This is a genomic window from Mesorhizobium sp. Primo-A, from assembly GCF_003997175.1.
Classification (GTDB): domain Bacteria; phylum Pseudomonadota; class Alphaproteobacteria; order Rhizobiales; family Rhizobiaceae; genus Mesorhizobium; species Mesorhizobium ciceri.
Genome location: NZ_RZTG01000013.1, coordinates 1 through 20,339, shown reverse-complemented (window position 1 = coordinate 20,339; position 20,339 = coordinate 1). Strand labels below are relative to the sequence as shown.

At 63.7% G+C, this 20,339-nt stretch carries 20 protein-coding genes; 8 read left to right on the top strand and 12 right to left on the bottom strand.

What is annotated here, in order from left to right:
• Nucleotides 1-6: 6 nt before the first annotated feature.
• Entirely contained in the window at nucleotides 7-711 is a 705-nt protein-coding gene (locus EOC83_RS23360) for a nitroreductase (protein ID WP_063170259.1), read from the bottom strand.
• A gap of 225 nt (nucleotides 712-936) precedes the next feature.
• Between EOC83_RS23360 and EOC83_RS23355 the strand changes: the two genes are divergently transcribed.
• From EOC83_RS23355 to EOC83_RS23335, 5 genes are read left to right on the top strand one after another with little or no spacing between them, the layout of a single operon-like run.
• Nucleotides 937-1,479: an XRE family transcriptional regulator gene (locus tag EOC83_RS23355; protein WP_032807957.1), complete on the top strand. Its 543-nt coding sequence runs from the start codon at nucleotides 937-939 to the stop codon at nucleotides 1,477-1,479.
• Nucleotides 1,480-1,499: 20 nt separating this feature from the next.
• Entirely contained in the window at nucleotides 1,500-3,953 is a 2,454-nt protein-coding gene (locus EOC83_RS23350; protein ID WP_027160526.1) for an FAD-dependent oxidoreductase, read from the top strand.
• Complete coding sequence (locus EOC83_RS23345) at nucleotides 3,950-4,855, top strand: homocysteine S-methyltransferase family protein (RefSeq protein ID WP_013531135.1); 906 nt, start codon at nucleotides 3,950-3,952, stop codon at nucleotides 4,853-4,855. The genes EOC83_RS23350 and EOC83_RS23345 overlap by 4 nt, the downstream gene beginning before the upstream one ends.
• Nucleotides 4,848-6,029 (top strand): pyridoxal phosphate-dependent aminotransferase, encoded by a 1,182-nt coding sequence (locus EOC83_RS23340; protein WP_013531134.1) that lies wholly within the window; start codon nucleotides 4,848-4,850, stop codon nucleotides 6,027-6,029. The genes EOC83_RS23345 and EOC83_RS23340 overlap by 8 nt, the downstream gene beginning before the upstream one ends.
• A complete protein-coding gene (locus tag EOC83_RS23335; RefSeq protein ID WP_013531133.1) occupies nucleotides 6,026-8,476 on the top strand; it encodes an FAD-dependent oxidoreductase in 2,451 nt (816 codons plus the stop codon). The genes EOC83_RS23340 and EOC83_RS23335 overlap by 4 nt, the downstream gene beginning before the upstream one ends.
• Before the next feature lie 51 nt (nucleotides 8,477-8,527).
• Here EOC83_RS23335 and EOC83_RS23330 read toward each other — a convergent pair whose 3' ends face one another.
• From EOC83_RS23330 to EOC83_RS23300, 7 genes are read right to left on the bottom strand one after another with little or no spacing between them, the layout of a single operon-like run.
• Nucleotides 8,528-9,115: an NAD(P)H-dependent oxidoreductase gene (locus tag EOC83_RS23330; protein WP_013531132.1), complete on the bottom strand. Its 588-nt coding sequence runs from the start codon at nucleotides 9,113-9,115 to the stop codon at nucleotides 8,528-8,530.
• Complete coding sequence (locus tag EOC83_RS23325) at nucleotides 9,115-9,696, bottom strand: NAD(P)H-dependent oxidoreductase (protein ID WP_063170260.1); 582 nt, start codon at nucleotides 9,694-9,696, stop codon at nucleotides 9,115-9,117. Before EOC83_RS23325 ends, EOC83_RS23330 begins: the two co-directional genes overlap by 1 nt.
• On the bottom strand, nucleotides 9,696-11,099 hold the full coding sequence (locus tag EOC83_RS23320; protein ID WP_063168222.1) for an FAD-binding oxidoreductase: 1,404 nt from the start codon (nucleotides 11,097-11,099) through the stop codon (nucleotides 9,696-9,698). The genes EOC83_RS23325 and EOC83_RS23320 overlap by 1 nt, the downstream gene beginning before the upstream one ends.
• Nucleotides 11,099-12,400, bottom strand: a complete 1,302-nt coding sequence (locus tag EOC83_RS23315) for a cytosine deaminase (protein WP_013531129.1) — start codon at nucleotides 12,398-12,400, stop codon at nucleotides 11,099-11,101. Before EOC83_RS23315 ends, EOC83_RS23320 begins: the two co-directional genes overlap by 1 nt.
• A gap of 3 nt (nucleotides 12,401-12,403) precedes the next feature.
• Nucleotides 12,404-13,255, bottom strand: coding sequence for an ABC transporter permease (locus EOC83_RS23310; protein WP_063168223.1), 852 nt, complete (start codon nucleotides 13,253-13,255; stop codon nucleotides 12,404-12,406).
• Nucleotides 13,242-14,069: an ABC transporter ATP-binding protein gene (locus EOC83_RS23305; RefSeq protein WP_063168224.1), complete on the bottom strand. Its 828-nt coding sequence runs from the start codon at nucleotides 14,067-14,069 to the stop codon at nucleotides 13,242-13,244. Before EOC83_RS23305 ends, EOC83_RS23310 begins: the two co-directional genes overlap by 14 nt.
• An 11-nt stretch (nucleotides 14,070-14,080) precedes the next feature.
• A complete protein-coding gene (locus tag EOC83_RS23300; RefSeq protein ID WP_013531126.1) occupies nucleotides 14,081-15,085 on the bottom strand; it encodes an ABC transporter substrate-binding protein in 1,005 nt (334 codons plus the stop codon).
• Nucleotides 15,086-15,349: 264 nt separating this feature from the next.
• On the opposite strand from EOC83_RS23300, the gene EOC83_RS23295 reads away from it, so the two are divergent.
• Together EOC83_RS23295 and EOC83_RS23290 are read left to right on the top strand one after the other, a co-directional pair.
• Entirely contained in the window at nucleotides 15,350-15,733 is a 384-nt protein-coding gene (locus tag EOC83_RS23295; protein WP_024501344.1) for a RidA family protein, read from the top strand.
• Nucleotides 15,734-15,787: 54 nt separating this feature from the next.
• Nucleotides 15,788-16,591: a creatininase family protein gene (locus EOC83_RS23290; protein ID WP_063168225.1), complete on the top strand. Its 804-nt coding sequence runs from the start codon at nucleotides 15,788-15,790 to the stop codon at nucleotides 16,589-16,591.
• A 103-nt stretch (nucleotides 16,592-16,694) separates the two neighbouring features.
• Here EOC83_RS23290 and EOC83_RS23285 read toward each other — a convergent pair whose 3' ends face one another.
• Nucleotides 16,695-17,204 (bottom strand): tyrosine phosphatase family protein, encoded by a 510-nt coding sequence (locus tag EOC83_RS23285; RefSeq protein ID WP_063168226.1) that lies wholly within the window; start codon nucleotides 17,202-17,204, stop codon nucleotides 16,695-16,697.
• Complete coding sequence (cobD, locus tag EOC83_RS23280) at nucleotides 17,201-18,250, bottom strand: threonine-phosphate decarboxylase CobD (protein WP_082826475.1); 1,050 nt, start codon at nucleotides 18,248-18,250, stop codon at nucleotides 17,201-17,203. Before cobD ends, EOC83_RS23285 begins: the two co-directional genes overlap by 4 nt.
• Here cobD and cbiB point away from each other — a divergent pair.
• A complete protein-coding gene (gene cbiB, locus EOC83_RS23275) occupies nucleotides 18,249-19,220 on the top strand; it encodes an adenosylcobinamide-phosphate synthase CbiB (protein ID WP_063168227.1) in 972 nt (323 codons plus the stop codon). The genes cobD and cbiB overlap by 2 nt on opposite strands.
• A 36-nt stretch (nucleotides 19,221-19,256) precedes the next feature.
• On the opposite strand, the gene cobO is transcribed toward cbiB, so the two are convergent.
• Both cobO and cobU read right to left on the bottom strand, forming a co-directional pair.
• Complete coding sequence (cobO, locus tag EOC83_RS23270; RefSeq protein ID WP_063168228.1) at nucleotides 19,257-19,871, bottom strand: cob(I)yrinic acid a,c-diamide adenosyltransferase; 615 nt, start codon at nucleotides 19,869-19,871, stop codon at nucleotides 19,257-19,259.
• Nucleotide 19,872: 1 nt separating this feature from the next.
• Nucleotides 19,873-20,339 (bottom strand): bifunctional adenosylcobinamide kinase/adenosylcobinamide-phosphate guanylyltransferase (cobU, locus tag EOC83_RS23265; protein WP_127325987.1); only part of this gene is annotated, 467 nt, incomplete at its 5' end.

Genomic DNA, 20,339 nt, shown 5'->3' with positions numbered 1-20,339 from the left:
GCTGGCTTATTCGCTGAACGTCACCCACTCTTGCAGCGGCACGCGGTCGGTGCGGAAGGCGTTTTCAGGTTTTGACGTATCTTCATAACCAAGCGCCATGCCGCAGACGACGATCTCCTCGTCCGGAATGTCGAGCACCGGCCTGATCTGCCGGTGATAGGGCGCGAACGCCGCCTGCGGACAGGTGTGCAGACCCCTGCCTCTAGCTGCGACCATGATGTTCTGCAGGAACATGCCGTAATCGATCCATGAACCCTGGTTGAGGCGGCGATCGATGGTGAAGATCATGCCGACCGGCGCGTCGAAGAAGACGAAGTTGCGGTCGTGCTGGGCGCGCATCTTGTCGACCTCGCGGCGACCGATGCCGAGCGCGCCATAGAGGCCGAAACCGTTGGCGCGGCGTCGCGTCAGATACGGCTCGAAGAACTGCGTGGGATAATACCGGTACTCGTCCCAATCGGCTTTTTCGGCGCGAATGCCGGAATTGAGAATGGCGTCCGATATGCGCTGCTTGCTCTCGCCCTTGGTGACATAGACCTTCCATGGCTGCATGTTGGTGCCGGATGGGGCGCGCGCCGCAACCGCCAGAATGGCGCGGATGGTGTCGTCTTCGACCATGTCGGGCAGGAATGCGCGCACCGAACGGCGCGACAGGATCGCCTCGTCGACAATCTCGGCGTCGCCCTCGATTCGGGGGTTATTTTCCAGCATGGGCCGTCCCTTACCCTTTGTCTCGATCGGACGTCCCCACTCGCCGCTCTCGGCGGAGCCTTTGCATGAACCGTCAAAATCGCGCAAGCAAATCTTGTGCATCCGTGAAAATCTGCTTGATTTTTTCATGAGCTTGATTTCTCATGAAATTTGTCGGTGATTTTTCATAAAGAGAGCGTTTTGCCTTCGACTACCGCAAGAACATTGCAGGGACCTGACGAACGCGTGCTGGCCGGCGACATCAGGGCCCTGCGCAAGGCGCGCGGGCTGACGCTCGCCGAGATCGGCCTGAAGCTAGGCCGTTCGGTCGGCTGGGTCAGCCAGGTCGAGCGTGGCCTGTCGACGCCGTCGCTCGGTGACCTCAGAGCCTTCGCCGAACTGTTCGGCGTGCCGATCAGCCTGTTCTTCAGCCATGACGTACCTGTCGAAAGCGAGCGCGGCGTGGTCGTGCGCGCCGGCAGGCGCCGCACGCTTGGCACAAGCGAATCCGGCCTGGTGGAGGAGCTTCTGTCGCCCGATCTCGGCGGTAGCTTCGAGATGGTGCGTTCGGTCTTCGCGCCGGGCGCGGAACTGAAGGCCGAGGCGCAGCGGCCGACCGAGGAAGCCGGATACGTCGCGTCCGGACTGTTCGACATCGAGATCGGAGGTGTCTGGCATCGGCTTGGCGAGGGCGACTCCTTTCGCTTCGAAGGCAAGCCCTACCGCTGGCGCAATCCGGGTGCCGAGCCGGCAATTGTCATCTGGGTGGTTTCACCACCCGTCTATTGAGTTCAAGTTTGGAGAAGAACATGGCGGGTTTGCCGAGCACGGCGCGCGTGGTGATCATCGGAGGCGGCGCCGTCGGCACCTCCGCGCTCTATCATCTCGCCAAGGCGGGCTGGACCGACTGCGTGCTGCTCGAGAAGAACGAGCTGACCTCCGGCTCGACCTGGCATGCCGCCGGCAACGTGCCGACCTTCTCCTCGTCCTGGTCGCTGATGAACATGCAGCGCTATTCGACCGAGCTTTATCGCGGGCTGGCCGACGCGGTCGACTACCCCATGAACTATCACGTCACCGGCTCGCTTCGCCTTGCCCACTCGCTCGAGCGCATGCAGGAATTCCAGCGCGCCAAGGGCATGGGCCTCTACCAGGGTATGGACATAGACATTGTCGGTGTCGACGAGATCCAGCGTCGCTATCCCTTCATCGAGACGCATGAGCTGAAAGGCGCGCTCTACGACCCGAGCGACGGCGACATCGATCCGGCGCAACTCACCCAGGCGCTGGCCAAGGGTGCGCGCGACATGGGCGCGAAGATCATCCGCTTCTGCCCGGTCACAGGCGTGCGCCGCGAGAACGACGACTGGGTGGTCGAGACGGCACAGGGTGAGATCCGCTGCGAGATCGTCGTCAATGCCGCCGGCTACCGCGCCGCCGAAGTCGGCCGGATGTTCGGCCGCGACGTGCCGATGATGGTGATGAGCCATCAGTACATTCTGTTCGAGGAGATCCCCGAACTCGCGGCATGGTCGAAGGAACAAGGCAAGAAGCTGCCGCTGCTGCGCGACGTCGACACCTCCTACTATCTGCGCCAGGAGAAGAACGGCATGAATCTCGGCCCCTATGAGCGCAATTGCCGCGCGCATTGGGCCAGCCACAATGACCCGATGCCGGAGGACTTTTCCTTCCAGCTGTTCCCCGATGATCTCGACCGGCTGGAACATTATCTGGCCGACGCCGTCGCCCGCGTGCCGATCCTTGGCACGGCCGGCCTGTCCAAGGTGATCAACGGGCCGATCCCCTATACGCCGGACGGCAATCCGCTGATCGGCCCGATGCCCGGCGTTCCCAATGCCTTCGAGGCCTGCGTCTTCACCTTCGGCATTGCCCAGGGTGGCGGCGCCGGCAAGGTGCTGGCCGAATGGGTGACCGAGGGCCGGACCGAATGGGACATGTGGTCGTGCGACCCGCGCCGCTTCACTTCCTATGCCGCGGCGCCGGACTATTGCGTCGCCAAGGGCATGGAGATCTACGGCAACGAATACGCCATCCAGTTCCCGCGCCATGCCTGGCCGGAGGGCCGCGACCGCAAGCTGTCGCCGATCCACGATCGCATCAAGGCGCTCGGAGGCCGCTTCGACGCCTATAATGGCTGGGAGCGTGCCACCTGGTACGCGCAGGACGGCGATGACATCTCCGAGGAAGCCACGCTGACCTTTCGCCGCGACGGGCCATGGCAGCATCGTGTGCGCGAAGAATGCCTGGCCGTGCGTGACGCTGCCGGCATTTTGGACCTGCCTGGGTTCTCGCGCTTCAATCTCGATGGTCCAGGTGCCGCCGAATGGCTGAGCCTGCAGGTCACCGGACTGGTGCCGAAGCCAGGCCGCATCGGTCTCGTCTATTTCGCCGACGACAAGGGCCGCATCGTCACCGAAATGTCCGTCGTGCGTCACGACGAGAACCTGATGACGCTGATCACCGCGGCGGTCGCGCAGTGGCATGATTTCGAATGGCTGAAGTCGCGCATGCCCAAGGACGCACCGTTCAAGCTGATCGACCGGACCGAAGAATTCTCGACCCAGATCCTGGCCGGCCCGAACTCGCGAAAAATCCTCGCCGATGTCTGCGAAGCCGACCTCACTCTGCCATGGCTGACGCATCAGGAGACGAAGATCGCCGGCCGCTGGGCCAAACTGGTGCGCGTCTCCTTCGCCGGCGAACTCGGCTGGGAAATCCACACCAGGATCGACGACACCGCCGCCATCTTCGATGCCGTCTGCGCCGCAGGCCAGCAGCACGGGCTGAAGCCTTTCGGCATGTACGCGCTGGATTCGCTCCGGCTTGAGAAAGGCTACCGCACCTGGAAAGGCGATCTGTCGACCGACTATTCGATCCTGCAGGGCGGGCTCGAACGCTTCGTCAAATGGGACAAGCCCGACTTCCGTGGCAAGGCGGCACTGCTGAACGAAAAGCAGCAAGGCGTGAAGAAGCGCTTCGTCACGCTGGTGGTGGAAAACCCCGGCGATTGCGACGCTCCGTCAGTTTCTACACTCTGGCATGACGGCAAGATCGTCGGCGAGACGACGTCCGGCGGCTGGGGCCATCGCATCGACAAGTCGATCGCGCTCGGCATGCTGCGCGCCGACCTGGCCAAACCAGGTACATCAGTCGAGGTCGAAATCTTCGGTGACCGCTTTCAGGCAATCGTGCAGAAGGATGAACCGCTGTGGGATCCGAAGAACGAAAGGCTGCGCGCATGAAGAAAATCATCCTCACCGATGGCGGCATGGGCCAGGAACTGGTCCGCCGCAGCCAATCCGAGCCGACGCCGCTATGGTCGGCCAGGGTGCTGATCGACGAACCGGATCTGGTGCGCGACCTGCACGCGGAATTCATCCGTGCCGGCGCACGTGTCATCACCATCAACACCTATTCTGCGACACCCGAACGCCTGGCGCGCGAAGGTGCGGAAGACCTATTCAAGCCATTGCAGAAGCGCGGCATCGAATTGGCCAGGCAGGCCCGCGACGAGGCCGGCGATGCAGCCATCGCCGGTTGCCTGTCGCCGCTTTTCGGCAGCTATGCACCGGCACTGACCATTTCCTTCGAGGAGACGCTCGAGATTTACCGCCGCATCGTTGCCGAGCAGGCCGATGGCGTCGACCTGTTCCTGTGTGAAACCATGGCGTCGGCGGACGAAGCCCGCGCAGCGGTGACCGCTGCATCGGAAAGCGGCAAGCCGGTATGGGTATCGTGGACGCTGGCTGACCACGGCAAGCCGCGGCTGCGCAGCGGCGAAGCCATTGCCACCGCGGCAAGCGCGCTCGACGGCCTGGCAGTCGCAGCGCGGCTGGTCAATTGCTGCCGGCCGGAAGCAATCGCCGCGGCTTTGCCTGAACTGATCGGCCTCGGCGGCCCGGTCGGCGCATATGCCAATGGCTTCACGTCAACCGAAGCACTTAAGCACGGCGGCACCGTCGATGTGCTGCACGCTCGTCACGACCTTGGCCCGGATGCCTATGCAGACCAGGCGATCGGCTGGGTGGAGGCTGGCGCAAGCATCGTTGGCGGCTGCTGCGAAGTCGGACCACCGCACATCGCCGCCCTGCGCGACCGGCTCGAACAGGCCGGCTACGAAATTTCGGGAGTTTTGCATGCCTAGACCATCATCGCGCATTTCCGGCATCGTGCCTTCGGGCAAGGACGGCTGGGAAGTCCATTTCGCCGCCTGGACGCGCAAGGAGGCCGGCGAAGACATCATCATGCTGTCGGTTGGCGACCATGATTTCGACACGCCTTCGCAGACCATTGAAGCCTGTGTGACCGCGGTTCGCGGCAGCAATCATCACTACACCCCGCTTCCCGGCTTGCCGCGCCTGCGCAAGGCGATGGCCGCAGCCTCGAGCGCCTGCACCGGCGTCGAGACATCGCCGGATCAGGTGATCGCCACGCCGGGCGGCCAGGCCGCACTCTACGCGGCCGTGCAGGGCGTGCTCGACCAGGGCGATCACGCCATCGTCGTGGCACCCTATTATGCCACCTATCCCAACACGTTCAGCGCCGCTGGCGCTGATTTCACCGTCGTCGAGACACCGGCCGAGGATGGCTTCCAGCCGCGAGCCGACATGATCCGCGCGGCAATCCGGCCGAACACGCGCGCCATCCTGATCAACACGCCGAACAATCCGACCGGTGCGGTCTATTCGCGCGAGCGGCTGGAACAGTTGGCAGAAGTCTGCCGGGAGCACGACCTCTGGCTGCTGTCGGACGAAGTCTACTGGACGCTCGGCGGCGGCGAGCACGTCTCGCCGCGCTCGCTGCCAGGAATGGCCGAGCGCACGCTGGTCATCAATTCGATGTCCAAGAGCCACGGCATGACCGGTTGGCGCATGGGCTGGCTGACGGGACCGGAGCAGATGATCACGCTCATGATCAATCTCAATCTGGTGACGACCTACGGCCTGCCGGCCTTCATCTCGATCGCTTGTTCCGAGGCGCTGGAGAACCGTTACGGCGTCAAGGAGATCGCCGAACGCTACGCGGCACGCCGCACCGTCTTGCTCGACGCCGTGCGGGGCATGAACGATGTCACCGTGCGCGGTTCGGAGGGCGGCATGTATGTCATGCTCGACATCTCGGCCGTCGAGCCGGACGACGAGAAATTCGCCTGGGCCCTGCTCGACAAGGAAAAGGTTGGCGTGATGCCCGGCTCCAGCTTCGGCGAGGCGGCCGCCGGCCACATTCGCATCAGCCTCTGCCAGCCCGAACCCGTGCTGCAGGAAGCTGCACTTCGTCTGCGCCGCTTTGCTTCCAGCTACCGTTGCGAGGCAGCATGATCGCCAAGGCAGTTCCCGCCAAAGCAAGAGCGGTCATCATCGGCGGCGGCGTTTCCGGCTGCTCGGTCGCCTATCACCTGGCCAAGCTCGGCTGGACCGATATCGTGCTTCTCGAACGCAAGCAGCTGACGTCGGGCACGACATGGCATGCCGCCGGCCTGATCGGCCAGCTGCGCGGTTCGCAGAACATGACGCGGCTGGCGAAATATTCCGCCGACCTCTACGTCAAGCTGGAAGCAGAGACCGAAGTCGGCACCGGCATGCGCCAGGTCGGTTCGATCACCGTGGCGCTGACCGAGGAGCGCAAGCACGAGATCTACAGGCAAGCGTCGCTGGCGCGTGCCTTCGATGTCGACGTGCGCGAGATTTCGCCCAGGGAAGTCAGCGAGATGTACCCGCATCTCAATGTTTCCGATGTCGTCGGCGCCGTGCATCTGCCGCTCGACGGCCAGTGCGACCCCGCCAACATCGCCATGGCACTGGCCAAGGGCGCGCGCCAGCGCGGTGCGACCATCGTCGAGAACGTCAAGGTCACCAAGGTCCACAGCAAGGCCGGCCGCGTCACGGGCGTGTCCTGGACACAAGGCGAAGAGCAAGGCACGATCGAGGCCGACATCGTCGTCAACTGCGCCGGCATGTGGGCGCGCGAACTGGGAGCGCAGAACGGCGTCACCATCCCGCTGCACGCCTGCGAGCATTTTTACCTCGTCACCGAGCCGATCCCCGGCCTCACCCGCCTGCCGGTGCTGCGTGTGCCCGACGAGTGTGCCTACTACAAGGAGGACGCCGGCAAGATGATGCTGGGCGCTTTCGAGCCGGTGGCAAAGCCCTGGGGCATGGACGGCATCCGTGAAGATTTCTGCTTCGACCAACTGCCGGAGGATATGGAGCATTTCGAGCCGATCCTCGAAATGGGCGTCAACCGCATGCCGATGCTGGCGACCGCCGGCATCCACACCTTCTTCAATGGTCCCGAGAGTTTTACGCCCGACGACCGCTACTATCTCGGCGAGGCGCCGGAACTGTCCGGCTACTGGATGGCGACCGGCTACAATTCGATCGGCATCGTCTCCTCCGGTGGCGCCGGCATGGCGCTGGCGCAGTGGATCAATGACGGCGAAGCCCCCTTCGACCTGTGGGAAGTAGACATCCGCCGCGCCCAGCCGTTCCAGAAGAACCGCCGCTATTTGAAGGAGCGCGTCTCTGAAACGCTTGGTCTGCTCTATGCCGATCATTTCCCCTATCGTCAGATGGCGACGTCGCGCAATGTCAGGCGCTCGCCGCTGCACGAGCATCTGAAGGCGCGCGGCGCTGTCTTCGGCGAAGTCGCCGGCTGGGAGCGCGCCAACTGGTTCGCCCGCGAGGGCCAGGAGCGCGAATACCGCTATTCCTGGAAGCGCCAGAACTGGTTCGACAATCAGCGCAAGGAACACCTTGCGGTCAGGAATGGCGTCGGCCTGTTCGACATGACCTCGTTCGGCAAGATCCGTGTCGAGGGCCGCGACGCCTGTGCTTTCCTGCAAAGACTATGCGCCAACGACATGGATGTCGCGCCGGGCAAGATCGTCTACACCCAGATGCTCAACCAGCGCGGCGGCATCGAGAGTGACCTGACGGTCTCGCGGTTGTCCGAGACGGCGTTCTTCCTCGTCGTCCCAGGCGCCACGCTGCAGCGCGATCTGGCTTGGCTGCGCAAGCACGTCGCCGACGAGTTCGTCGTCGTCACCGACGTAACGGCGGCCGAAAGCGTGCTCTGCCTGATGGGCCCGGACGCGAGAAAGCTGATCCAGAAGGTCAGCCCGAACGATTTCTCCAATGAGAAAAATCCGTTCGGCACGTATCAGGAGATCGAAATCGGCATGGGCCTGGCTCGCGCCCACCGCGTCACCTATGTCGGCGAACTCGGCTGGGAGCTCTATGTCTCGACCGACCAGGCGGCCCATGTCTTCGAGGTGGTCGAGGAGGCAGGTGTGGATGTCGGCCTGAAACTCTGCGGCCTGCACACGCTGGATTCCTGCCGCATCGAAAAAGCGTTCCGGCATTTCGGCCATGACATCACCGACGAGGACAATGTGCTGGAAGCCGGCCTCGGCTTCGCGGTGAAGACCGCCAAGGGCGACTTCATCGGCCGTGACGCGGTGCTGCGCAAGAAGGAAGCCGGCCTGTCACGCCGGCTCGTACAGTTCCGGCTGAAGGATCCGGAACCCCTGCTCTTCCATAACGAGGCGATCCTGCGCGACGGTAAGATCGTTGGTCCGATAACGTCTGGCAATTACGGCCATCACCTCGGCGGCGCCGTCGGGCTGGGCTATGTGCCTTGCGAGGGCGAGAGCGAGGCGGATGTGCTGGCGTCGTCCTATGAGATCGAAATCGCCGGCGAGCGTTTTGCGGCGGAAGCCTCGCTGAAGCCGATGTACGATCCGAAATCGGAGCGGACGAGGATGTAGTGCCTTCTCGCCTCCCCCTTTGTGGGGGGGAAGGAAGGGAAAGTCGCCCTCTCAAAACCTTTCCAGCTTCCCTCGCACCTTCGCCAGAAACGCCGCCCTTGTCGCCGGCGTCGAGGCATCCATCAAATAGTGCGCCAGGAAAAACGTCCGGCAGCGCGTGGCGCACAGCGCCCGCATGCCGCGCAGCAGGGTCTTGCGTCCCGGCTGGCCGACGACGACGCTCCACCAGGTCGGCGCGCCGCAGGTGGTGATGACGCCGACCTTGGTTACATGCGTCATCAGCGACTTGATCCGTCCCTTGCCGGTCGGCAGCTTGAAGGCGACGTCCGTCGCCCACACCCGGTCGAGCCAGCCCTTCAGCATCGCCGGCAGTCCGTACCACCAGGTCGGATAGACGAACAGGATCGCTTCGGCCCAGTTGAGCAGTTCGAAATGCGGCTTCAGTGCCGGGTCCTGCGGCGCCTGGTCATTGTAGGAGCGCCGCTCGTCGCAGCCCATCACCGGGTCGAATTTCTCCGCATAGAGGTCGAGCAGCCGCACCTCCCAGCCTCGTCGCATCAGCACGTCGATGGCAGTGTCGCGGATGGCGGCGCAAAAGCTCTCGGGTACCGGATGGCAGTAGACCACCAGTGCGCGCATCAGAACTCATCCATGCGGGCCGCGACCTTGGTCGTGAAAGCCTTGCGCGAGCCGTCGGTAGACAGGTTCATCGCGTAGTGCGCGAGGTAGGTCACCGGCGCGCCCGGTTTGACGGTGGCGCGCAGCATCCGCTTGATCAGCCTGCGCGGCGGATCGCCCATCAGCAGGGCGCGGAACCGGCTGCCGCCGTAGGTGGTCACCGCCGCAACCTTGCGAATGTTGTGCAGCGACGGCTGCGCCTTGCCGTCGACCAATTTGAACGACACGCCGGGCAAGAACACGCGATCGAAAAAGCCTTTCAGGATCGCTGGAAAGCCATAGTTCCAGACGGGATAGGAAAGCACCAGCGCATCGGCGCGCAGCAGGCGCTCGACATAAGGCGCGACAGCGTCGGCGGGGCCACGTGGGTTGTGGTAGTCCAGCCGCTCCTGGCGCGTCAGTCGCGGATCGAAACCCTCGGCATAGAGATCGCAGTCGTCGACCGTATGGCCCGCCGCCGTCAGGCGCTCGACGATCATCCGGTGCAGGCCGGCATTGAAGCTGGTCTCGACCGGATGGGCGTAGAGGACGAGGATGTTCATCATCCTACCTTCTGCAGCCCCCTGAACAAAAAAGTCCGCCCGGAACGGTAGTCGTAGTCCGGGTTCTCCCAGGCGATCATCTTGCCGGGGTTGAGGAGCCCTTGCGGATCGGTCTGGCGCTTGAAGGCGAGTTGCACCGCGTCGGTCTGCTTCATGCCGCCCTCTTCCAGCGTGTAGCGATGCGGGTTGAAGATCGGGCAACCGTTCGCTTCATGCAGGCGCACGATCTCGTCGAGCCGCGCTTCGGTCGTGAACTTGACCAGCGGCAGGCCGAAGCAGGTAATGTTGCCGTCCAGCCGCACGAATTCGAGATGCGAGAAAACCTCGCCCGGAAACATCGCATCCATCTTCTCGACAAGCGCCAGCTGGTTGGGAAAGGGATAGAGCGACTGCAGATAGGTGATCGAAGGGTCGACGCGCAGCGCCCTCAGCGTGGTGTGGTTCCAAGCCAATTCATAGGCCGGCGGCAGGCCTTTTTTCTCATCCGGCGTCGCCGTGGCCGCATTGTAGATCACCTCGCCGCCGGCACGCCGGGTGAAGGCAAGAAAAGCGTCCAGCCCGGGCTGCGCCACCATGACGACGCAAATGCTCTGCCCGTCGCTCAGGAATTTCTGGTGCCGCTTGAAATAGAGCTGCGGCACGGGTGCCGCTATCGGCGTGATCAGCTTGGTCAGGATGCCATCCTGACAGGCCAGCGCATTGCCATAGCGGGCCGCATCCATGAAAGCGTCGAAGCCGACAATGACGTCGATCCAGTCATACGCCGCGGTCAGCGGCATCTCGACTTCCGATATGATGCCGTTGGTGCCGTAGGCATGGGTCACCTTGTGCAGATCCGCGCCGGTGAGCTCGAGCGCTTTCGGCTCGGCCTCCATGGTCACCACGCGCAGCCGAAGCACATTGCCGAAATCGCGCAACCCGCCGAAATTGATCGAGCCGATGCCGCCCGAACCGCCGGCGATGAAGCCGCCAATCGAGGCTGTGTTGTAGGTGGAGGGCGATAGCCGCAGTTCCTGCCCGGAATGCGCCCGCGTTGCCTTGTCGATATCGGCCAGGATCGCCCCCGGCCCGGTCACGACGCGACCCGGAGCGATCGACTTGATCTCGTTCATCTCGGCAAGGTTGAGCACGACGCCGCCGGAGAGCGGCATCGCCTGGCCGTAATTACCGGTGCCGCTGCCGCGCGGTGTCACCGGCACGCCATGACGATGACTGGCGGCAAGCACGCGGATCAGTTCGGCCTCGTTCTTCGGCGTCACGATCAGGTCGCCGGTGACATGGTCGAGCTGCTGCTTCAGCACCGGGCTGTACCAGTAGAAGTCACGGCTCTTCTGCTGGACGATGGCCGGATTGTCGTCGACCTTCAGGCCTTCGAGATCGCGTTTGAGCGCCGAAACATCCATCATTCCACCATCAGTTCGTCGAGTTCGGCATAATCTGGCAATTGGCGGTCGATCGCCTTGCCGCCGCGCACCACGATGCGATCCGATTCGGGCCGCGACAGCAATTCCGTCCAGCTTCGGCCTTTGAACACGATGAAATCGGCATCACCGCCGGCAGCCAGCGTGCCGAAGCCATCAAACCGCATCACCTTGGCCGGCGTCGCGGTGACCGCTTGCGGCCAGTCGGCGACCGGATGATCGAAATGCAGGATGCGCGTCGCCATGCGGTAGACCTCCAGCATGTCGAGATCGCCATAGGCATAGAAGGGATCACGCGTGTTGTCGGAAGCAACCGCCACCGGAATGCCCCTCGCCTTCATCTCGTGCAGCAGCGTCACGCCACGCCAGCGTGGCGTGGTGCCGTCGGCGCGCCGGTCCTGCAGATAGAGATTGCACATCGGCAGCGAGACGACGGCGAGCCCCGCTTTCGCCACCTTGTCCAGCGTGTCGAGCACGTCGAGATCCGGCTGGCGCGCCAGCGAGCAGCAATGGCCGACGAGGATCTTTCCTTCGAAACCGTTCCACAGAGCGGCCTCGGCGATCTTCTTCAGCGATATGGCGGAAATGTCGTTGGTCTCGTCGGCATGGAAATCGAGATCGAGGCCATGCTTGATGGCCTGCGCGAAGACGTGATCGAGCAGCTCTTCGAGGTCCGGCGCCATATAGGTGACGACACCGAGCACGCCCTTTGCCGCGGCAACCCTCTTTGCCAGCCTGTCGAACCACTTTTTGTTGCGCACGCCTTCGACGCCGAGCAGGCAGGCGCCCTGCAACTCGATGCGGCCGCGCCATTCCTCGCGCATCGCCTCGAACGCCGGCCAGGAGATTTCCTCCTGCGGCGCGACGCTGTCGATGTGGGTGCGCAGCGCCCTTGTGCCATGGGCGTAGGCGCAGCGCAGCGAGAAATCCATCCGCCGCGCCAAATCCTCGGCGCTCCAGCGTGCCACACGATCGGCATCGGCGGCATTCAGCGCGCCCATGAACGTGCCGTCGGGATTGGGCTTTCGCGGCCAGATATGGCCCTTGTCGATATGCGTGTGGCAGTCGACGAAGCACGGCAGCACGATGCGACCGCCGAGATCGACGGCGTCGGCAGACGCTTTCAATCGGCCATGCGCGGCGATGTTGGAAATCTTGCCGTCGGCGACAGTGACGTCGGCAAGCGCGAAGCCATCGCTATCGGGGACAGCAGCGAGCCCCGGTGTCAGGGACGCGTGAAGCCTGACGTTGGTAAGCCGGTATGAACCAGTGTTGGGAATCAAGGCCTAGCGCTCCTGCTTCAGCGCGCTTTCATGCCAGCGCCGCAAGATGAGATGCGATATCAGCGACAGCACGAGGAAGATCAAAATGCCGGTCAGCGAGATCAGGAACAGCGCCGCGAACAGCCGCGGCGCGTTGAGCCGGTAGCCGGCCTCGATGATGCGCGAGGCAAGGCCGGACGACTGGCCGGTGGTACCGGCAACGAACTCGGCCACCACGGCGCCGATCAGCGACAGGCCGCCGGCGATCTTCAACCCGCCGAGGAAATAGGGCATCGCCGCCGGCAGCCTGAGATAGCGCAATTGCTGCCAGCGCGTCGCGCCGTTGAGCTTGAACATATCGCGCAGATTGCGGTCGACGGAGTTGAGGCCAAGCGTGGTGTTGGACAGGATCGGAAAGAAGGCGACGATCCAGGCGCACAGCAGAAGCTTGGTCGTCTGGTCGTTCACATAGATGTTGATCAGCGGAAAGATCGCCACGATCGGCGTCACCTGCAGCACGATGGCGAAGGGGAAGAACGACATCTCGACCCATTTCGACTGCGCGAACAGCACCGCCAGCCCGACCCCGCCTATGACCGCCAGAGCCAAGCTGAGAAAGGTGATGCGCAAGGTGACCAGCAGCGAGGAAAACAGCAGGCCGGCATCGTTGTAGAGCGTCCACAGCACCACGCCGGGACGCGGCAGGATGTATTGCGGGATCTCGTTCCACACGCAGATGCGATCCCACAGCCAGATCGCCAGGATCATGATCGCCAGCGGCAGCACCCAGCGGCCGATCCGTTCGAACCGCGCCTGGCGCACGCGGCGTGCTTCCTCGGGGTCGAGTTCGAGCACGCGCTCGTCAATGGCCGTCATAATGCGCGCCTGCTGTTGAGTTGATGGCCTTGACCAGCACGTCGGAAGCCTGACGGCACAGTGCCGCATAGTCTGGCGAGGTGCGAAACGCCTCGTCGCGCGGATAGGAGGCCTCGATGGCGAGTTCGTCGAACACCCTGCCCGGCCGCGCCGCCATGACGACGACGCGGTTGGACAGGAACACGCTTTCGAAGACACTGTGGGTGACGAAGACGACGGTGAACCGTTCGTCCTGCCACAGTTCCAGGAGATCGTTGTTGAGCTTGAAGCGGGTGATCTCGTCGAGTGCCGCGAACGGTTCGTCCATCAGCAGCACGCGCGGTTTGGTCACCATGGCGCGCGCTATGGATACGCGCATCTTCATGCCGCCTGACAGTTCGCGCGGCACCGCGTTTTCGAAGCCGGTCAGGTGAACCCGCGCCAACATCTCCGTTACCGCCGGTGTCGCCTTGGCGTGCGAAATGCCTTTCAGCCGAAGCGGTAGCCAGACATTGTCGAAAACATTGGCCCAAGGCAGCAGCGTCGGCTCCTGGAAGACGAAGCCGATGTTCGAGCGGTCGAGCGAGCCGCCACCGCGCCAATCGAGCACGCCGGAAGTTGGCGTCGACAGGCCGGCGATCAGCCGCAGCGCCGTCGACTTGCCGCAACCCGACGGCCCGAGCAGGCTGACGAAATCGCCTTCCCGGATGGTCAGGTCGACGTCGCTGAGCGCCGTCACGCCGTTGGAGAACACCTTGCCGACGCCCTTCAGCGCCAGGAGCGTCGGGGCCGCACCCGACGCAGCCGGCGCTTGCGCCACTTTTTCCCTTATCATTCCGGGGCGGCCTATTTCTTCAGCTCGAGCCCGACGCCTTTGTTGATGAAGGTCAGCGTGTAGGCCTTCTTGATGTCGATGCCGGCTGGCGTGACCTTAGCCTTTACCATCTTGTCGTAGAAACTCTTGATCCGCGCGTCGGTCATGGCGCCGATGCCGAGCTTTTCGGTGTCGCCGGAATCGGCCAGGCCGAACTTCTTCATCTGCTCGATCGAGAACGCGATCTGCTCGTCGCTCATGTCGGGATTGTCTTTCTTGATCATGTCGTTGGCGGCTTTGTTGTCGCCGTAGAGATATTTGTACCAGCCCTTGGCCGAGCCATCGACGAAGCACTGGACCACCTCCGGCTTCTTGTCGATCGTGTCCTGCATCACTTCGATCGTCGTCGAATATGTGTCCCAGCCATAGTCGGCGAGCAGGAACTGGTTCGGCACGAAGCCGCCTTCCTTCTGGACCGCGAACGGCTCTGAGGTGACGTAGCCCTGCTGGATCGACTTCTTGTTGGCGAGGAAGGGAGCGGTGTTGTAGGTGTAGGGCGCGCGTTTGGAGGCGTCGAAGCCGAGTTCGATGACCATCCACTGGAAGAAGGTCTGCACGCCCTCGTCGCCCAATATGTACTGGTCGGCGTTCTTCAGGTCCTCCCATTTGTCGAGCCCCTCGCCGGGGTGGGACATGATGACCTGCGGGTCCTTCTGGAAATCCGCCGCCACCACGCGCATCGGTATGCCTTGCTGGACCGCATCGAAGGCCGACAGCAGATTGCCGCCCATGTAGAAATCGATCTTGCCGGCCAGCAGCATCGGCCGGCCGCTGACTTGCGGACCGCCCTGCATGATGGTGACGTCGAGGCCGCAGGCGGCGTAGGTGCCGTCCGCCACGGACTGGTAATATCCGCCATGTTCCGGCTCGGCCAACCAGTTGGTGCCGAAGGTGACTTTCTCATTCGCAGCCGCACCCAGCGTGCTGGCTGCAAGCAGGGCCACAACCGCCACCGAGATCTTCTGTTTTCCGTACATCGACACCACCCTCTGTTTGCTCCGGCGCGCCACGCGCCAGGCTCGACACCAAAGATTCAAGAAGCAAGACACATGCCACCGGCGTCTGGCGCCGGGACCGCCCGCTTGAAAGACGTTGCCATGCCAAGCGCGAACGGGTCATGCTGTACGGAAGGCATCGTGCCTATTTTTTGAACGGCTGTCCACAATCGCCCGGGCAACATGCACCGCCATCTTGAAGGTGTAATGAGTCCGGCTTTAGGTGGCGGCATCCAGGAGATTGCCATGTTCAAATTCCTCACCCCGAAGTCCATCAAGCCGCCCTTTGCCCGCTACAGTCACGGCGTCGAGGTGCCGGCCGGCAAGCGGCTTGTGCTGTGCTCGGGCCAGGTCGCCATCACCGCCGACGACCTGATTCCCGAAGACGCCGGAGCGCAGGCCGAACTCTGCTTTCAAAACATCGCGGCGATTCTCGGCGAAGCCGGCCTGGGTCTCAGGGATATCGTGCGCATCAACGCCTATGTCACCGACCGCGCGCATCTGCGGCCCTATATGGACGTCCGCGACCGGCTGTTTTCGAGCCCCGCGCCAGCGTCGACATTGATGATTGTTTCCGGCTTTGCCCGGCCCGAATTCAAGGTCGAAATCGAGGCCATCGCGGCGGGGTGATCGACAGGCCGCCCGTCCCGCGCTAGGTCTGCCTGACCATTGAAGAGGCATGACATGACCGTACCCAAAAGACGCGTGTGGTGGGGCGACTACCGGACCACCGAATACGCCTCGATCGATCCCGAGGCGACCATCGCCGTGCTGCCAGTGGCGGCGATCGAGCAGCATGGGCCGCATCTGCCTGTTTCGACCGACACGTCGATCATGAACGGCATGCTCGACACGGTCATTTCGCGCCTGCCCGACGATCTCGACATCCGCATCCTGCCGGTGCAGGCCGTGGGCAAATCCAACGAACACCTGCATGCGCCGGGCACCCTCACTCTGCCGGCAACCACGCTGATCGAAGCCTGGACCGAGCTTGGCCTGTCGATCGCGCGCGCCGGTGTGCGCAAGCTGATCGTGGTCAATTCGCATGGCGGCAACGAGGAGATCATGGGCATCGTCACGCGCGAATTGCGCGTGCGCGAAAAGATGCTGGCGGTGAAGACCAGCTGGCAGCGTTTTGGCCGTCCGGCCGGCATGTATACCGAACTGGAGGACCGTCACGGCATCCATGGCGGCGATGTCGAGACCTCGCTGATGCTGCATTTCCGGCCGGACCTCGTGGACATGGGCAAATCAGACAATTTCGTTTCCAATGTCGCCAAGGCCGAAAAGGAATTTTCGCTGCTGCGCCACACCGGCACCCACGCCTTCGCCTGGATCGCCAGCGATCTCAACCCGAACGGCGTCGTCGGCGACGCCAGCATCGCGACGGCGGAGAAGGGCCGGCTGACGGCAGAATATCAGGCCGACGGCTTCATCAGCCTGCTGCAAGATGTGCGCAAGGCGAAGCTCGCGGAGTGGTTGACGTAGCCTCCAAACCAGTGGCAAGCGCTGTCATCGCTATTCCAGATCCTCTTGAACAAACGAGGCGATGGAGGAGGCGGATCAGACGAACAACGATATGGGGGCAAAGCTAGCTGTCGATCCTCAGCGCAAAGGGCGTGCCTTCAAAGGCGTCCGCGCCGCGCCCGATCGATTCGATCGCCTCGACCATGCGGCCGTTGCGCTCAAGCAACGCATCGGCCACGGCGATCAGTCGCGGATTGGGCGTTGCCGAAGGCGACAGCGCCCGCAGCGTCCGCGCCAATTCGGCCTCGTCACGCTTCGGCGCCAGTGCTGCCGCGATGATATAGGCCGAAGCCGTCGAGCGGCTGATGCCGGCATAGCAATGCACGAGCATCGGCCTTGCCCGGTCCCACCGGCGCGCGAAATCGAGCAGATTGCGGACATGGTCTTCGCCCGGCATGGTCATGCCGTCCTGCGCCACCGCGATGTCGTGCATGACCAGATGCAGGTGGTTTTCCCTCGAGATCGAGGCCGGCCGCACCACCTCCGTTCCGGCGGCGAGCAGCGAAAGCATGCGGTCGGCGCCGGTCCTGGCCACCGTTTCCTCGATCTTTGCAAGCGAGCAGACATGGATCATCGTTTTGAACCCTTCGATTGATGCTTGCGCCGCGACGCCCACTCGGCAAGTGCGGATTCGAGCCGCTGCCATTCCTCCTCACTGCCCGGCAGGCCGGCGCGCAGAACGTCAGGCCGGTCGGCAAAATGGCGAAGCAGGATGCCGCGCTCGCCGAGCGCTGCAAACAAATCGGCGGCATTGGTCAGACTGAGGAAACGATACAGTGTGGTTCCGCCCGCAACAGGAACGCCGAAGCGGCTGAAAAGCGCATCGAGACGCGCCGATTCACCGGCCAACGACGCCCGCATCACGTCCTGCCACCCGATGTCGGCAAGCGCGCGGATGCCATATTCCAGCGCCGGGCCGGCGACGGCCCATGGTCCGAACTGCGTATCCAGCCGGTCGACCGTCGCAGTATCGGAAAGTGCAAAGCCGAGCCGCAGCCCGGCCAGGCCAAAGAACTTGCCGAACGAGCGCAGCACGACGAGGCCGCCCCGACCGACATCGCCCGCGACGCTGTGCTGACGCGGGCCGACATCCATGAACGCCTCGTCGACGACCAGCAGTCCGCCCTTGGCGCGCAATCCGGCGGCCAGAGCCAGCAACCGGTCGCGCTCTATGACACGTCCATCCGGATTGTTCGGATTGACGATGATGACGAGGTCGGCGTCCGCCAACGCTTCGAAATTATCGACCTCCGCCACCTGGTGCCCGGCGATCGCGGCAGCGCGGGCATGTTCGGCGTAGGTCGGACCCAGCACCAACGCCTTGCCGGGCGAAATGAGCGACGCAACGCGCGGCAACAGGATCTGCGTGCCCGGCGCCGCCACGACGTTGGCTGGCGACGGCGCGCCGTAAGTACTGGCCGCGATCTCTGTCAGGTCGCGTGTGCGCGCGGCTTCCGGCAACCGCGACAGCGAGGTGGCGGGCAGGTCGAAAAGCGGGTAGGAGTGCGGATTGATACCGGTCGAGAGGTCGACGAAAGGCAGCAGGGCGTTGGGGAAAAGCACCCTCGCGCGGCCAAGACTTCCACCATGGTCCACAACCGCCCCATTAAGAAGCTTCATGTCAGTCCTGATCGCTTTCCTGTCATTGGTCGTCGAATTCGCCCTCGGTTACCCCGACTGGCTGTTTCGCGCCATCGGCCATCCGGTGACGTGGTTCGGCAGGCTGATATCCTTTCTCGACCGCAGGCTCAACCGCGCCACTGATCCCGACGCGCTGCGTCGCAAGCGCGGTGTCCAGGCGCTGCTGGTCATCGTGCTGGTGCCGGCGATAATTGGCCTGGGCGTGCAGATCCTGTTCTGGTTCGTTCCCATGGGCCTCGTCATCACGGCCCTTCTGGCAACGTCGCTTCTGTCGCAGAAGAGCCTCTATGAGCATGTCGAGGCGGTGGCTGACGCCCTCGACACCGGCGGCATCGCCTTGGCCCGCCTTGCCGTTTCGCGGATCGTCGGTCGCGACCCTGAAACGCTCGACCGGGCCGGTGTCTGCCGCGCGGCGATCGAGAGCCTGGCCGAGAATTTTTCCGACGGCATCGTCGCCCCTGCCTTCTGGACCGGCGTCGGCGGCCTGGCCGGCGGCGCCGCCTACAAGGCCGCCAACACCGCCGATTCGATGATCGGCCACCGCACCCCGCGCCACGAGGCGTTCGGCTGGGCGGCGGCGCGCTTTGACGATTGGATCAACCTGCCGGCGTCGCGGCTGACGGCGCTTCTGATCGTGCTGGCGGCGTTCTTCGTCAAAGGCGCTGATGCGAAAAAAGCCTGGCATGCGGTGCGGCGCGACGCGAAAAAACACCGCTCGCCCAATGCCGGCTGGCCGGAAGCGGCGATGGCCGGTGCGCTCGGCCTGGCGCTCGCCGGCCCGCGCTTCTATGGCGGCGTGCTGGTCGACGACGTCTTCATGGGCGAAGGTGGGCGGCGTGAAGCCGACAGCCTCGACATCAGGCAGGCGCTGAAACTCTATCGCGTCGCCGACTATCTGCTGATCGCTCTGTTCGGGTTGGTTTCGGTCGTTGTCATCGTTGTGACCTAACCTCACCCTCCCCCGTCTGGGGAGGTTGAGGAACACTCAGAACTCGATCCCCTGCTGCGCTTTCACGCCGGCGGAAAAATGATGCTTGGTCACGCTCATTTCGGTGACGAGGTCTGCGGCCTCGACCAGCGCCGGCTTGGCGTTGCGGCCGGTGACAACGACATGCAGGCCCTCGCGCCGCGCTTTTAGCGCGCCAACCACTCTGTCGAGATCGAGATAGTCGTAGCGCAGCGCAATGTTCAATTCGTCGAGCACCAGCAGGCTGATCGACGGATCGGCCATCAGTTCGAGCACCTTGGCCCAGGCGGCTTCGGCGGCAGCGATGTCGCGCTTCAGATCCTGGGTTTCCCAGGTGAACCCCTCGCCCATCGCGTGCCACACGACACGGTCGCCGAAGGCGGCGAAGGCGTCTTTCTCGCCGGTGTGCCACTTGCCCTTGATGAACTGGACGACACCGACGCGCTTGCCGTAGCCGAGCATCCGCAGCGCCAGCCCGAAGGCGGCCGTGGTCTTGCCTTTGCCCGGGCCGGTGTTGACGATGAGCAATCCCTTCTCGACCGTCTTGCTCGCCACCTCGGCATCCTGCACCGCCTTGCGCTTGGCCATCTTGGCGCGGTGGCGCTCTTCGTCCTTATCGTCGATATCGGTCATATCATTTCACCTTGAGCGGCAGCCCCGCCACCATCAGCAGCACCGTATCGGCAATCGCCGCGACCTGCTGGTTGAGCCGGCCGGCGGCATCGCGAAAGCGGCGCGCCAGTGCATTGTCCGGCACGATGCCTTGTCCGACTTCATTGGACACCAAGAACCAGGGTCCGCGCGGCCGCGACAGCACCTCCGCCAATCGCCGGCATTCCAGCTCGAAATCGTGTTCGGCCAGCATATGGTTGGTCAGCCACAGCGTCAGGCAGTCGACAAGCACCGGCCGATCGTCCGGCAAGGCGGCAAGCGCGCCGGCGAGATCGAGCGGTGCGTCGATGGTCGTCCAGCCTTCGCCGCGCCGCGACCGGTGCAACGCGATGCGCTCACGCATCTCGTCATCATAGGCTTGCGCCGTGGCGATATAGGTCCAGGGCGGCGGCAAGGCGGTTGCCAAAATTTCGGCGTGCGCGCTCTTGC